At 72.1% G+C, this 14,207-nt stretch carries 11 protein-coding genes; 8 read left to right on the forward strand and 3 right to left on the reverse strand.

The window, feature by feature from the left end; genetic code table 11:
- Positions 1 to 72 precede the first annotated feature (72 nt).
- The 5 genes from JHN63_RS04610 (at position 73) to JHN63_RS04630 (ending at position 6,661) form a co-directional block, all read left to right on the forward strand.
- Positions 73 to 972 (forward strand): N-acetylglucosamine kinase, encoded by a 900-nt coding sequence (locus JHN63_RS04610; protein WP_200677374.1) that lies wholly within the window; start codon positions 73 to 75, stop codon positions 970 to 972.
- 218 nt (positions 973 to 1,190) lie between these two features.
- A complete protein-coding gene (locus JHN63_RS04615; RefSeq protein ID WP_200677375.1) occupies positions 1,191 to 3,119 on the forward strand; it encodes a phosphatase PAP2 family protein in 1,929 nt (642 codons plus the stop codon).
- Between the two features lie 92 nt (positions 3,120 to 3,211).
- Positions 3,212 to 4,933 carry a glycosyltransferase family 39 protein gene (locus tag JHN63_RS04620; protein ID WP_200677376.1) on the forward strand — a complete coding sequence of 574 codons (1,722 nt, stop codon included), beginning with the start codon at positions 3,212 to 3,214 and terminating at the stop codon, positions 4,931 to 4,933.
- Between the two features lie 67 nt (positions 4,934 to 5,000).
- A complete protein-coding gene (locus tag JHN63_RS04625; protein WP_200677377.1) occupies positions 5,001 to 5,921 on the forward strand; it encodes a MurR/RpiR family transcriptional regulator in 921 nt (306 codons plus the stop codon).
- Between the two features lie 365 nt (positions 5,922 to 6,286).
- Complete coding sequence (locus JHN63_RS04630) at positions 6,287 to 6,661, forward strand: hypothetical protein (protein WP_200677378.1); 375 nt, start codon at positions 6,287 to 6,289, stop codon at positions 6,659 to 6,661.
- A 269-nt stretch (positions 6,662 to 6,930) separates the two neighbouring features.
- On the opposite strand, the gene JHN63_RS04635 is transcribed toward JHN63_RS04630, so the two are convergent.
- From JHN63_RS04635 to JHN63_RS04645, 3 genes are all read right to left on the reverse strand, one after another.
- Positions 6,931 to 7,608 (reverse strand): peptidoglycan-binding protein, encoded by a 678-nt coding sequence (locus tag JHN63_RS04635; RefSeq protein WP_200677379.1) that lies wholly within the window; start codon positions 7,606 to 7,608, stop codon positions 6,931 to 6,933.
- 87 nt (positions 7,609 to 7,695) lie between these two features.
- Positions 7,696 to 8,541 carry a hypothetical protein gene (locus JHN63_RS04640; protein ID WP_200677401.1) on the reverse strand — a complete coding sequence of 282 codons (846 nt, stop codon included), beginning with the start codon at positions 8,539 to 8,541 and terminating at the stop codon, positions 7,696 to 7,698.
- 68 nt (positions 8,542 to 8,609) lie between these two features.
- Positions 8,610 to 9,740: a substrate-binding domain-containing protein gene (locus tag JHN63_RS04645; RefSeq protein ID WP_200677380.1), complete on the reverse strand. Its 1,131-nt coding sequence runs from the start codon at positions 9,738 to 9,740 to the stop codon at positions 8,610 to 8,612.
- Positions 9,741 to 9,944: 204 nt separating this feature from the next.
- On the opposite strand from JHN63_RS04645, the gene JHN63_RS04650 reads away from it, so the two are divergent.
- The 3 genes from JHN63_RS04650 to JHN63_RS04660 all read left to right on the forward strand — a co-directional run bounded on the left by JHN63_RS04650 (position 9,945) and on the right by JHN63_RS04660 (position 14,187).
- The gene (locus JHN63_RS04650; protein ID WP_200677402.1) at positions 9,945 to 10,616 is read left to right on the forward strand and encodes a TetR family transcriptional regulator; all 672 of its coding nucleotides are present in this window, start codon (positions 9,945 to 9,947) and stop codon (positions 10,614 to 10,616) included.
- Positions 10,617 to 10,764: 148 nt separating this feature from the next.
- Positions 10,765 to 11,178, forward strand: coding sequence for a Zn-ribbon domain-containing OB-fold protein (locus JHN63_RS04655; protein WP_033280331.1), 414 nt, complete (start codon positions 10,765 to 10,767; stop codon positions 11,176 to 11,178).
- Between the two features lie 228 nt (positions 11,179 to 11,406).
- A complete protein-coding gene (locus JHN63_RS04660) occupies positions 11,407 to 14,187 on the forward strand; it encodes a hypothetical protein (RefSeq protein WP_200677381.1) in 2,781 nt (926 codons plus the stop codon).
- Positions 14,188 to 14,207: the final 20 nt, after the last annotated feature.

A 14,207-nucleotide genomic window follows, 5' to 3' on the forward strand; every position in this document is an offset into this window, starting at 1 on the left:
TGCTCCAACCGCCGTTCCCCCGGACACGGTTCGCCCACCGTCGCAGCACAGCGCAACGACGAAAGAGGTTCCGTGCAGGACTCCACGCCCCTCGTGGTCGGCATCGACGTGGGTGGCACCAAGACACATCTCCGCGCCTGCGCGGGCACCGATGTCGTCGCCGACCACATCCGTGCGAGCAGCGGCTGGCGGCCGCACGACCCCGCGACCGCCGCCGACTGGCTGACCGCGCTGGTCCATGACGCCCTGCCCGCACACGCGCGACCGTCCGCGGTCGCCGTGGGCGGGCACGCCTGTGAGACACCCCGCCAGTGCGCCGAGATCCGGGCCGCACTGGAGGACCGTCTCGGCGTGCCGACGCTCGTCGTGGGCGACGCCGAACTGCTCGTCCCCGCCGCCGGGTTGGACAAGGGGGTCGGTCTGGTGGCCGGCACCGGTTCCGTCGCGGTGGGCCTGCTCGGCGACGGCACCCGCCTCCAAGTGGGCGGCTGGGGCGCCGTGCTCGGCGACGAGGGCGGCGCCGCCGGCCTCGTCCGCGAGGCGGCCCGCACCGCCTGGGCCGCGCACGACCGGGGCGAGGCCCCGGACCAGCTCGCCCTGGGACTCGTCGAGGCGTTCGCCGTGGCCGAAGTGCCCGCGCTCGGCGCCGCATTGGAAAGCGCTTCCGACGTCTCCGCCGAATGGGGCCGCCACGCCCGTGTCGTCTTCACCGCGGCCGACGCGGGCTCGCTCCTCGCACGCGAGGTGATAGCCGAGGCCGGCCGCTCCCTCGCCGCGCTCGTCGTACGGCTCGCCGAACGCGGCGTCCCCGTCGACGACGTGGTGGTCTCGGGCGGCACCGTCCTCGCCCAGCCCCGCCTGTACGAAGCCCTCACCGACGCGCTCGCCGAGCGGGTGCCCGGGGCGCGTCCGCAGCCCATCCGGGTACCGCCCGTCGAGGGCGCGGTGGCGCTGGCCCGATCGATCCTGTGAACCGCACGGCCCCCGTTCACCCGGGGGTCATGTGCCGGACGCCGAACCCCCTCCGACGGGACACGACCCGGCGCAAATCTTCGCACGTACGCACCAGTTGACGTATGCGCTTTCTCGCGTCGTACGGTGCACCTCGCACCACAGCCGATCGCACAACCCTCACTGGTCCCAGGACCTGGCCGACCGCAACGGCCGTAGAACTCAAGAGAGGCACACCCATGCCGTCACCCGCCGGGCACCGCACTGACGCCGGTCGACTCGCCGTGAACAGACGTGGTTTCCTCAAGACCTCGCTCGGCGCCTCCGCCGGTGTGGTCGCCGCGCCGACGCTGGTCAGCTGGCTGGCCGCCGCGGACGCCAAGGCCACCACGGCCCCGCTCCCGTTCGTCGACGACTACAAGACGAACGTCATCGCGAACCTCACCCCCGAGACCAACGCCGTGGTCCGGGTCCTCGGCGGCATGGCCCAGATATGGAAGACGGGCGCCACCTGGAACACCGGCACCCCGCTGCGCCCCGAGATCCTGCGCGCCAACGTGCGCTACTGCGTCGACCTCACCGCCCACCGCACCGAGGCGCAGGCCAAGGAGGCGTTCCTCTACGACCGCCAGCACCAGAGCTACGCGATGATCGCGGGCCTGGGTCCACTGGCCGACCTGTACAAGTCCGGTGCCCTGGCGGTCACTTCGATCACCAGCGCCCCGGACTCCACCCCGGCCACCACGATCAGCGACGCCGTCCCGGCCGACGCGCCCGCCGGTTCCGCGCTCGGCGCCGGCTCGCACGACTCCGCGCTGGGCAAGGTCGCCGAACTGGTCGACACCGTGCGCGGCAACTACGCGTCGGGCAACCCGGGCAAGTACGCCTACCAGTACCCGCGTCCGTGGCGCATGAACGAGAAGAGCGAGGTCGTCGACACGGGCAAGGTCGACGCGCTCGGCTACCCGGTCTACGACTCCAAGGTGGTCGTCGCCCCTCAACTCCTGCGCCAGCGCTCCACGTCACCGGTCGACGACGCCGGTTTCCCCAGCGGTCACACCAACGCCTTCCACCTGGCGGGGCTCGCCTACGCGTACGCCGTACCCGAGCGCTTCCAGGAACTGGTCACCCGTACCTTCCAGTTGAGCCACACCCGGATCATGGCGGGCATGCACTCCCCCGTCGACGTCATGGGCGGCCGCATCATGGCCACCGCCCTGGCCGCCGCCACGCTCGCCGACCCGGCCAACGCCACGCTCAAGGCCGCGGCGCGCGCCCAGGCGCTCGCCTACTTCGAGGCGAAGACCGGCACGACGGCGGACACCCTGTACGCCTACGCCCACTCGGCGACGACGGCGACCGACCCGTACGCGGACCGGAGCGCCAACGCCCGTCTGGTGGAGCCCAAGTTCACCTACGTCCTGACCCGCAGCGGCCGTGACAAGGCACTGACCGTGCCCAAGGGCGCGGAGGTCCTGCTGGAGACCCGGCTGCCGTACCTCGACGCGGCCCAGCGGCGCGAGGTGCTGCGCACGACCGCGCTGCCCTCCGGCTACCTCCTGCTGGACGGCTTCGAGCAGTGGGGTCGCCTCAACCTCTTCGCGGCGGCGGACGGTTACGGCTCCTTCGACTCCGATGTCGTCGTCGCCCTCGACGCGGCGGCCGGGGGCTTCGGCGCGGCCGACGCCTGGCGCAACGACATCGACGGCTGCGGCGGCCTGACCAAGCAGGGCACCGGGACGCTCACGCTGACCGGGCACAACGCGTACACCGGCGGGACCGTGCTCAAGTCCGGTGCGCTGGTGGCCGGTTCGGCGCACGCACTCGGTCACGGTGACGTGAGCGTGCTCGGCGGTTCGCTGCGGGTCTCCGAGTCCGTGCAGATCCACGGCACGTACGCCCAGCAGTCGGCCGGCCTGGAGGTCACGCTGCGCTCGGGCCACCAGCCCGCCGTCGAGGTCACCCGGCGCGCGACGCTCGGCAAGGGCAGCACGCTGTCCCTTCGCTTCGACGCCGAGCACCCGCCGGCCGCCGGCTCCACGGTGCGCGTCCTGAGCGCGTCCTCGCTGCGCGGCCAGTTCGACAGCATCACGCTGAACTCGGACAAGCTGCGGGCCGTACCCGTGTATACGGCGGAAGGTCTGTCGGTACGACTCCTGAAGCGGTGACGCCCCTGGTGGCGGGAGCGATGCGACAGTAGGGCCATGACCCGGCTCCGGCTCGCTCCCGCCACCGCGCGGCCGGCCTCACCGCAGGGCGGATGATGGCGCGCGAACAGCACTCGGTCCTCGAACCCGGCACGCTCGGCGACGGCGGGCCTCCTCCGCCGCGCGCCACGGAGAGCCGGCCGGCCCGCCTCCACGCCGGGCTGCGGCGCCACCGGCGGTGGCTGCTGCCGGTCCTGGTGGTGGTGCTCCTCGCGCAGATGGCCGCCGTGATGGTCACGACCGCCGTCGAGCAGACCCCGACCATCGACGAGCCGGTGTACGTGGCCACGGCCACCATGTATCTGCGCGAGCACACCCTTGACCACAACCCCGAGCACCCGCCCCTCGGGAAGCTGGTGATCGCCGCCGGGATCGCCCTGGCCGACCCGCACTTCGATGCGAACTACCGTGGCGATCAGGGGGAGTTGGGCCGCCATCTGCTGTACGAGTCGGGCAACGACCCCTGGCGGCTGATGTTCTGGGCCCGCCTGCCGGTGATCGTGCTGACCCTGCTGTTCGGGCTGGTCGTGTTCGCGTTCGCCCGTGAACTCATGGGCGCGGCACGGGGGTTGGTGGCGCTCGCCCTGTACACGTTCTCGCCCGATGTCGTCGCGCACGGCTCGCTGGCCACCCTCGACGTGCCACAGGCCGGCTTTCTGCTGACGTCGGTGTGGCTGCTGTGGCGGGCCCGACGGCGCCCGTTCCTGTACGTCCCGCTCGCGGGGGCGGCGCTCGGTGCCGCCGTCGCGACGAAGATGAGCGCCCTGCCCGCCGTACCGGTGCTGATGCTGCTGGCCGCCCTGTCGGTGTGGTCCGCGTGCCGCCCGGCCGACCGTGCCGCCCGGCGGCGGGTGGTGCTCCTCGGAGCCGCGGGCGCGGCCGTGGTGGCGCTGGTGACGGTCGCCGTCGTCTGGGCGTCGTATCTCGCCGTCGATCCGCGGCTGCGCTTCACGTCCACGGAACCGGTGCCGACCGTCCACGGACTGCGCGGGCAGATCGTCGGCCTCCTGCCGTTCCCGCGGGCGTTCCTCGACGGGATGCGCATCCAGTTCGGTCTGGAGGACTACCCGTGGCAGGGCTTCCTGTTCGGGCACCTCTACACCGGGTCGCACTGGTACTACCTGCCTGTGGCGCTGCTCGTGAAGACACCGCTCGGCATGATCGCGCTGTGGGCGGCGGGTGCCGTCGCGGTCGTGGCGGTTCGGCGGTTGCGACCGTCGGCGCCGTATCTGCTGCTCCCCACCGCCGTGCTGCTGGGCGCGGCGATGGACGGCTCGCGGGACTTCGGGACGCGGTACGCGATCTTCGTGCCGATGTTCCTGGCGGTCGCCGCGGCCTGTGTGCCGGCGCTGCGGTGGCGGTGGGCCGCGCTGTCCACGGGGGTGCTGGTGGCGTTCGTCGCGGTCAGTTCGCTGCGGACGTTCCCCTACTATCTGCCGTACTCCAACGAGGCGTTCGGCGGACCGTCGAAGACCTATCTGCGGCTGCACGACTCGAACGTGGACTGGGGGCAGGACCTCGGCCGCCTCGCCGACCGGCTGCGCGAGCGGTACGCGGGCGAGCGGATCTGGCTCGTCTACAAGGGCAGCGGTGTGCCGTCGTACTACGGCATCGAGTCGTCCGATCCGCGCACGGCAGGACTGCGTGACGTGCACGGGCTGTTGGTCGTTTCGGACACCTCGATCGACAAGGCGACGGGAAAACTGGCCGAGTTGATCGACAGCAGTCGTCCGATCGATCAAGTCGGTCATTCGATCACGATCTACCGGCGCTGATCGCCCTCTGGTGACAACGCTCTGTGAGCTATGTTGAGTGGCTGTGGGAGACAAAGGAGGCGCACCGGTGCCATCGCCGCAGCAGGCACGCGCCCAGGCATCCGTGATCACCTCGGGAAAAACCGACCCGGAAGTCGGCGCGGCACCGACGTCCCAACTCAGGGAACTCTTCGACGGGCCACGGCTGTCGCCGGGCCAGCGCCGCATCGCCCAGTACCTGATCGAGCACATCACCGAGGCGGCGTTCCTCTCCATCACGGATCTCGCGGAGCGCGTCGGCGTCAGCCAGCCCTCGGTGACGCGGTTCGCCGCGGCGGTCGGCTTCAGCGGGTACCCCGCGCTGCGCGAGCGGTTGCAGGCGATCGCCCTGCGGACCCTCGCGGGCGGCCCGGCGGCCGAGGAGAACCGCAGCAACGAACTGCAGGCCGCGGTCGACGCCGAGATCGAGAACCTGGAGAACCTGCGCCGGGACTTCGCCGACCCCGACCGGCTGATCGACGTGGGCCGCGAACTGTCGGCGTCCACCCCGCTGACCGTCCTCGGCCTGCGCATCTCGGTCTCGCTCGCCGAGTACTTCGCGTACGCCGCGCGCCGCATCCACCCGGACGTACGGCTGGTGACCCGCGGCGGGAGCGTCGCCTACGACGCGATCCTCCAGTCCCGCGAGGCGGGCGGCACCTGGCTGCTCGCGTTCGACATGCCGCGGCACGCGCACGAGACGCTCACCACGCTCCGGGTGGCGCGCAGCGCCGGCCTCAAGGTGGCCCTCGTGACCGATCTGGCGCTCGGCGCGCTGGCCGACGAGGCCGACGTCACCTTCGCCACCGGCACCGGCTCCCGCCTGGTCTTCGACTCGTACGCGGCACCCGGAGTGATGGCCTCCGCGCTGCTCCAGGCCATGACGGACGCCGATCCGGAGCGCACCCAGGCCCGCCTGGAGGACTACGAACAGATCGCCGAGCAGCACCAGTTCTTCATGCGGGACTGACCCGACTCTCCCCCCTTGAATCACTTCAAAAGGGCATCGATCCGCCTATTTCGCGCATGAATGTTTTCATACGCCTTGCAAAGCGGACGGCATATATAAATACTGCTCACGGATCGCACCCGCCCCGAGAAAGCCCGGTCCGCCCATGCGCACCTCCGCTCCACCCGCCGCGCCGGCGACACCTGCCTCCCGGGGCCCTCGCACGAGCACGCCCAGCCGCCGTCTCCTACCCGCGTCGGCGCCGGGCGTGTTCGGTAGGGCATCGCCTGCGCGAGCGCCCAGGGCGGCCCCGGTCATCCCCTGGGCCGGGGCCGCCACCCACCGTCGAACCACCCCCGCGACGCCGCACATCCGGAAGCGATGACATGCAACTCACCACCACGCGCATCACCCAGGACTGGCCCTGTCAGGTCAAGACCCCGGGCAGCTACGACTGGGAGCGCTCGGCCGCCAAGTGGCTGCGCGAGCTGGTGCCGGCCCGCTACGCCAGCTACCCCGCGTTCATCCGCCACCCCGTGCTGCTCGCCCGCCATGCGCAGATCCAGGTCCAGCACGAGATCCGCGTGGCCCGCACCGCCCTCCAGACCGCGCGGGCCGACCTGCCCGGCATCGGCCTGCCCGAGTCGGTCATCGAGCACACCATCAAGCTGTACGCCGCCGAGGTGCTCCAGCTCCAGCACATCGCGCGCAGCGTGCGTGCGGTGACCGAGGCGCTGGTCGGGCACAGCACGGGACGCTGACCCCGGCGCGGGTCGGGCTGTCGGTCGTCAGGTCGTCAGTCGTCGTCGCGGTGGAGCCAGTACCAGAACACCCCGACGACGAGGGCCAGCAGAAGGACTCCGGGCAGGATCAGACCCGGGACGCGGGAGCCGTTCATCGGCGTGGCCTTCGGTTCGCAGCGGGCACGACACCGCCGACCTGCGGCGCCGCGCTGTCCATGATGAGCCGCTACGGCCGCATAGCCGCCGACTTTCCGCAGGCCTTGCCCGGTGTTCGAAGCCTCGTTCGACTACTGGCCGGCGTCGAGCGTCGTGCGCGACTCCAGGTCCTTGCGGGTGTCGTCGCCGTACACGCCGTTCTCGTCGCCCCGGATGCCGTACCAGAGCTGGAAGCGGGCGACCGCGGCCGTGAGGGTCGCGTCGAACTGACCGCTGGTGGAGCCGTTCTCATAGACGTTGGGGATGCGCAGGAGCCGTTCCTCCAGCTTCTTCACCTCGGGGCCGCTGTCGCCCTCGCGGAGGGTACCGGCGCCGTCCGGGTCGGCCGCCTCGGTGACCGTGGCGGACACCACCGGGGTCGGTGTGGCGACCGGCTCGGCCGTGCTGGCCTCGCCCCTGCCGGGCAGCAGGAGAGCCGCCGCGAAGCCGACCAGCGCGGCGGCGCTCACCCCGACCACGATCGCGGCCCGGCGCAGACCGGGCCCGAAGGGGCCGGAGCCCGACCCGGTGACGAACGGGTCCGTCGTCGACAGCGGGTGCAACTCGCCGGGTACGGGCGGCAGTTCCTGTGTCTCGGCCTCGGAACCGAAGAACGGCCGGGGCACCGGCACGGACTCGAAGACGGAGGAGTCCCGGCGGGTCTCCCGCAGCAGCTCCGCGAGGTTGTCGGAGCGGCGCCGACGCAGGACGCGGGAGGGTTCAAGGACCGGGCCGCCGGACGACGATCCCGGTTCGGGCGGTGTAGACACACTGCTCTCCTTCCGTTCCGCGCGCACGGACCCATCCCCCTGGAGAGATACGCGCGCACGGCCACCGGAGTTCAGCGCGGCACGCGCTCACTCACCCCGGGACGGCGAGGCCCGGACGAACCGGTGCAAGGACGCCTTCAGCGCGGCGACGAAGGCGTCCCGCCGCGTGTCGTCGAGCGCGTCCAGGGAGAGGTAGGGGTTCAGGTCCTCCAGTTCGACCAGGAGCAGTCGGCCGTCCGGGGTACGGCAGGCGTCGACGCGCTGGATGCCGTGCTCGACGGAGTTCCAGTCGATGAACCGCTGCGCGAACTCCAGGTCCCCAGGGGCGAGTTCGTACGGTTCCAGTTGCCAGCGCCGCTCAGTGTCCGGGGCGTGGAGGGCGTACTGGAAGTCGTGGTCGACGAAGTAGAAGGACACCTCGTACGAGAAGTCCACGCACGGCTGGACCAGGACGCTCCCGTCGGCCAGGGCGGGCAGCCGGTCGGCCGGCACGATCTCCAGCCCTATGGAGTCGGCGCCGAGCTTGGGCTTGACGACATAGCGGTCCGTGCGGGGCAGGCAGTCCAGGTCCTCGACCCGGTCGACGGTCGGGATGACCGGGAAGCCGGCGGCGCTCAGGTCGAGGAGGTACTGCTTGCCCGCCATGTCCGCCCGGCCCGAGAGCTGGTTGTAGACCCGGGTCCCGGTGCGGAGCGCGCGCTCGCGGAACGCGTCGTACTCCTTCTGGTAGCCGAGGACCGGACCGCTGTTGCGCACCACGACCGCGTCGAAGCCGTCCATCAGCGCGGCGGCGTCCAGCGGATGACACAGCGCCATGTCGAAGTCCTCGCGCAGCCGGGACGTCAGGTCGATGTCCTCGTCGCAGTAGCGGCGCCCGCGTGCCGGGTACGACAGGTCGGTGACATAGAGGACGCGGGGACGGGCGGGGGGTATCGCGGGCATACGAGTTCTCCTCGGTCGAGAGGGTTTCGCGCGGAATGATCAAAACGGTCGGCCCGTGGTCAGCGGGCGCGCGCTGCGCCTCCGCAGGACGAGCGGATCCTCAACTCGGGGAGGAGCTCGATGTGTTGACGTGGGGCGGGCCGGCGTCCGCTGCCGCGCTCGGCGATCCGTCGCAGCAGGAGGTGCGCGGCCGACTCCCCCACCGCCCGCTTCGGCGGGGCCACGGCGGTGAGCGGGACGTCGGCGAGCGGGGCGACCTCGTCGTCGTAGGCGATGAGCGCCAGGTCGTCCGGGACCCGGACGCCGCGCGCCTGGAGCCGGGGCACGAGCACGATCGCGTCCTCGTCGCTGTGCACGAGGGCGGCGGTGACTCCGCGCTCGCGGACCGCGTCGACCAGGTGGTCCACGCTCGACTCGTAGTCGCCGTGTTCGCGGACGGACGGGGCGCCCCGTGCGTCGTCGAGACCGAGGGAGCGTACGGCCGACTCGTAGCCCGCGATGATCTGCGCGGCGTGCGGGCCCTCTTGGAGTACGGCGGTGATCCGGTGGTGGCCGAGGGAGGCGAAGTGGCCGACGGCGACCGCGGCTCCGTGGGCGCGGTCGGTGCGCACCCGGTCCAGGGCGGCCGCGGGGTTGCCGGGCGGGGCGGAGCGTTCGACCAGGACGGTGGGCACGCCCCGGTCGAGGAGCCACTGTTCCTGGCCGCCGACGGGTGCGCCACCCGGCCAACTGGGCGCGACGAGCAGCCCCTCGGCGCCGGCCGCGAGGAGGTGCCCGGCCTGGACGGCGTCCTCCGCGCCGACGTGTCCGGACACCCCGAGCACAAGTCGGCCGCCCTGCGCTCCCACGGTCTCGCGGGCACCGCGCACGATGTCGGCGAAGATCGAGCCGGTGGTCGGCACGATCATTCCGATCACGACGCCCTCGGCGGACCCGGTGCTCGCCGTGGACACCGTGGACGCGGCGGGCTCCTGTCGTGCCCGTATTCCGGCGGGGCTCCCGCCGCCCGGCCACACCACCGCTCCGTGCAGCCGGTGCACCCGGCCCTGGCCGGCCAGGGCCTCCACGTCCCGCCTCAACGTGACGGCGGAGACGCCGAGTTCGGCCGCGAGGTCGGCGACCCGCAGGCTGCCGCGCTCCCGGACGAGTTCGAGCACCCGCTCATGGCGCTGATCGACATGCGGTCGCACGGGTCCCCCTGAACACGAAACTGGTCGCGGTCACTCTATGCCTCGGATCGTATCGACCGTTTCGATCGCTCCGGTCTCATCGATCAATACGATCCGGTCGAGCGGACGACCTCCGTGAGGGCACTCAGTTCCCCGCCCCCGGCGCACTGAGTGCCATCCGTGCCACCTGGTGCTACGTTCCCGTCCATGAGCTCCAAGCCGCCCATGCGGGACGCCCTGGTGGCGGCCGCCTTCCAGTTGTTCCTGGAGCGGGGCTACGAACAGACCACCATCGACGACATCGTGGCGCTGGCCGGGGTCGGACGGCGGTCGTTCTTCCGCTACTTCCCGTCCAAGGAGGACGTGGTCTTCCCCGACCACGAACGCTGCCTGGCCGACATGACGGCCTTCCTCTCGTCCGGCGGCGACGAGCACGAGCCCGTGCGGCGGGTCTGCGACGCGGCCCGGCTGGTGCTGCGCATGTACAACGAGAACCCGACCTTCTCCGTGCAGCGCTACCGCCTCACCAAGAAGGTGCCGGGACTGCGCGCGTACGAACTGTCGGTCGTGTGGCGCTACGAGCGCGCCCTGGCCGACTACCTGCGCGGGCGCTTCGCCGGCCGGCGCGACGGGACCCTGCACGCGGACGTGATCGCGGCCGCCGTGGTCGCGGCACACAACAACGCCCTGCGTTCCTGGCTGCGTTCGGACGGGCAGCGCGACGCGGGTGCCGAGGTGGACCACGCGCTGGGCTATGTGCAGTCCGCCTTCGGACACGCGCCGGCGCCGGCCGTCGTCGAGCAGGGGCCCGAGGACGTCGTGGTGGTCGTCTCCCGGCGCGGGGTGCCGCTGTGGCGCGTGGTGCAGGAGATCGAGACGGCGCTCGGCAGCGGCTGAACAGGCAAAGTGAAGGGTACGCAGTATCTTTACGCTTGGCACTGAGTGCCATACGCTGTGGTCGTGCACGGTGGCACGACGAACCGCGCACCCGCGTGCCCGGCTCGGCCGCGCGCGGGATTCCGGCCGAGCGCAGGGAGTTGACAGCGTGTACCACCACTCAGGATTCGCGACCCGTCCGGCAGTCGGCTCCCCGGCGGGCCTCCTCGATCCGCCCACCGCCGACGGCGACACCATCCTCTTCCAGCGCTGCACCTGGTGCGGGACCGCCATGTACCACCGGCTGTTGTGCCCGGTCTGCCAGGGCGGCGACCTGCGCACGGAGCGCAGCGAGGGCACCGGCACGGTCCGTCACTCCACGGTGGTGCACCGCAACACTCCCGCCGCCCGCAATGTGTCGCTGATCGAGATGGCCGAGGGCTTCGTGGTGCGCGGCCGGGTCATCGGCCCGCCCATCGGCATCCACAGCGGCGACCGCGTCCGGCTCTCCACGGCCAAGGACCCGGTGCGGGGCGAACCGGTCTTCCAACTCCTCGACGAGCCGTACCGCGCCTGGCACTGAAAGCCCGACCCGCCCTGACCGCACAGCAGTTGGGCACCGATCGGCGGGCGGTTCCTGAACAGCCGTAGCGCGCGCCCGGGTTGAGCCCGGGTACGGACCCGCCCGACGAAGATCGGCCGAATCCTCCTCCACAGGCAACCCACAGTCTCCGCTTCCCGTCCTCCGGGGCGCGAGGGGCTCCCGGGACCACCGGGGCACCCGTGTCTGGGGTTCGAGGAGGAGAACACATTGTTCCGTGCCCGGCGAATATGGGTCACGGCCGCGACGGTGCTCGCGGTGGCGGGAGGGATGTCCGGGGCGGCGCAGGCGGCGCCCCCCTCGGACGCCGGACCGTTCACGGCGACGGCGGCGGCAGACGACGGCACGCTTCCGCCGGGGTGGCGGATCACGGGGAAGGGTTCCGCGCAGCAGTTGGTGTGGCGCTCGGGCACCCGGGTGCCCATGGGGGACGCACGCGTGGAGTTCCACGCCGGGGGCAAGCTCCTCGGCGTGCCGAGCCCGGCGAAGGACGGACGGACCTTCCGGCTCGGCCTCGACTCCGTCGCGCCCAGGAAACTGACGGACCTTCAAGTTCTGGCGGCCGGTCGCCGGTTGGATGCCGCCGGTGACAACAGCGGTTCCGGCAACGGACGTTCGGAGGCCGCCGCCCGACCCGCGGCCCCGCTCCCGGCCGGTGCGATCGATCCGGGCAAGCCGGGTGCGTACCGTACGACGACCGGCGAGTACACGCTCGACTCGGTCCGGCTGCCCGGGTATGCGCAGCCGATCGAGATGAAGGCCGTCGTGGTCGCGCCGAAGGGCGCCACCGGCAAGCGGCCGCTCGCGCTGTTCCTGCACGGCCGGCACTACACCTGCTACACGCCGGGCACCGAGGACATCACCGGCGACTGGCCCTGCCCCACCGGCACCAAGTCCGTCCCGAGCTACCGGGGTTATCTGCGCGACCAGCGACTCCTCGCCTCCCAGGGCTATGTGACGGTGTCGATCTCCGCGAACGGCATCAACGCCCAGGACGCGGACGCCGAGGACGCGGGCGCACAGGCCCGCTCCTCGCTGGTCCGGCTCCACCTGGCCCGCTGGGCCGACTGGTCCGCCCACCCGGGGACGGCTCCGGCGGTCGTCCGCAACGCACCGCCGGCCGATCTCTCCCGCGTCCTGCTGATCGGCCACTCGCGCGGTGGCGAGGGCGTCAACCGCGCGGCGATGGACAGCCTCTACCCGCCGCCGGCCGCCCAGGACGGCTACCACGGCCCGGTGCGCTGGAAGATCCGCGGCACGGTCCTCATCGGCCCGACGATCTTCGGCCAGAACCCGGTGGCCGACGTGCCCTCGGTGACGATCCTGCCCGGCTGCGACGGTGACGTCTCCGACCTCCAGGGCGAGGTCTACGTCGACGGCACGCGCGGAGTCAGCAAGGGCGCCGCCCTGCACAGCGCGGTCTACGTCGAGGGCGCCGACCACAACTTCTTCAACACCGAGTGGACGCCGGGCCAGGCCCAGGCGCCCGCCGAGGACGACTTCTACAACGACCCCGACCAGCGGGACGCGGTGTGCTCGCCGGGCGCCGCGACCCGGCTGACCGCCGACCAGCAGCACCAGGCCGGCTCCACCTACATCGCCACGGCGGCACGGCTGTTCGTCGGCGGGGACGACCGGGCGCGCGAGCTGCTCGACGGCTCGGGCCGCCGGGCACCCTCGGCGGACCCGGCGCGCGTCCTCACCCACGCGGTGGGCGCGAACCGTGGCGCCGGCTTCCTGCCGGACGGCCGAGTCGCCGTGTCCGGCGGCCGGTTGTGCTCCGCCGTGGACCCCGACCCGGCCGTCGCCTGTCTGGGCCCCGACACCAAGGGCGGCTCCCCGCACTTCGCGACCTGGGAGACCGCCAAGGAGGTCGGCCGCCGCGCACTCGCGCTGCGCTGGTCCGCGGCCGGTTCGGCGGTGACGGTACGTCCCGACAGGCCGGTCTCCCTCGGCGGCGCCAAGAGCCTCGCCCTGCGCGTGATCGTGCCGCCGAACAGCACCGGCACCCAGCTCGACGTGTCCCTGACCGACACCGCCGGCCACCGAGCGACCCTCGGCCGCGTCCGCGTCGACGGCCTGCCCGGCACCGAGCGCACCTCCTCCTACTGGGCCCGCGAGGTCCGCGTCCCGCTGACCGCCGCCGCCGGGCTCGACCTGAAGCACGTCAAGTCGCTTGCCCTGACGCCGCGTTCCCGCTCGGGCCAGGCCTGGCTGATGGACGCCTGGGGCTGGCGCCCCGGCACCCCGGCGGCCACCGCGGCCCCGCTCCCCCGCGTCGACATCGGCCGCCTCACCGTCAAGGAGGGCGACTCGGGCGTCAAGACGTACCGCATCCCCGTCCAGGTCTCGGGCCGGGGCAACGGCCAGGTGCGCCTGTACGTCTCCGACCCGGCCACCGGCACGGCCACGTCACGGCTGGTGACGGTACGGCCCGGCGGCCACGACATCGACGTACCGGTGAAGGTCGAGGGCAACACCCGCTTCGACTACGGCAGTCAGCACGACATCTTCGTGAAGGCGGTGCACGGCGCGGTGATCGGCGCCCATCGCGGTGGGGTGACCGCCGAGAACGACGACCCGATGCCCACGTTCACCGTGCTCCCGGTCGCCGACCGGGTCACCGAGGGGCAGCCCCTCAAGTGGAAGGTGACGCTCTCCACACCCGCCGACGTGGAGCTGAACCCCTCGTTCATCGTCCAACCCGTCGCCACGGGCCCGGAGTTGTCCACCCTGGACGTCGACCCGCAGTGGCTCGGCGAGAACTCCGGTGAGGAACCCGCGCCGGAGCGCCCGCTGTCCCAGGTGACGAACCTGTTCCTCTGGACCACTGTCCCGGCGGGGCAGTCCAGCACGGAGATCAGCCTCCCGACGGTCAAGGACCAGGTGACCGAACAGCCCGAGTCCGTGCGGTTCGTGGCCGTGGACGACAACGGCAACCCGCGCAGCGGCGGCCCGGAGTTGACCGGCACGGTGCTCGACGCGTCGTAGCGGCACGTCGTACCGCCGTA

The organism is Streptomyces sp. MBT65 (assembly GCF_016612545.1).
In the GTDB taxonomy this organism is placed as follows: domain Bacteria; phylum Actinomycetota; class Actinomycetes; order Streptomycetales; family Streptomycetaceae; genus Streptomyces.

What these genes read in the sequence shown, in the direction of transcription:
- JHN63_RS04615 (WP_200677375.1), top strand. Translation starts at nt 1,191, where the DNA reads ATGCCGTCACCCGCCGGGCACCGCACTGACGCCGGTCGACTCGCCGTG.
- JHN63_RS04620 (WP_200677376.1), top strand. Translation starts at nt 3,212, where the DNA reads ATGATGGCGCGCGAACAGCACTCGGTCCTCGAACCCGGCACGCTCGGC.
- JHN63_RS04630 (WP_200677378.1), top strand. Translation starts at nt 6,287, where the DNA reads ATGCAACTCACCACCACGCGCATCACCCAGGACTGGCCCTGTCAGGTC.
- JHN63_RS04650 (WP_200677402.1), top strand. Translation starts at nt 9,945, where the DNA reads ATGCGGGACGCCCTGGTGGCGGCCGCCTTCCAGTTGTTCCTGGAGCGG.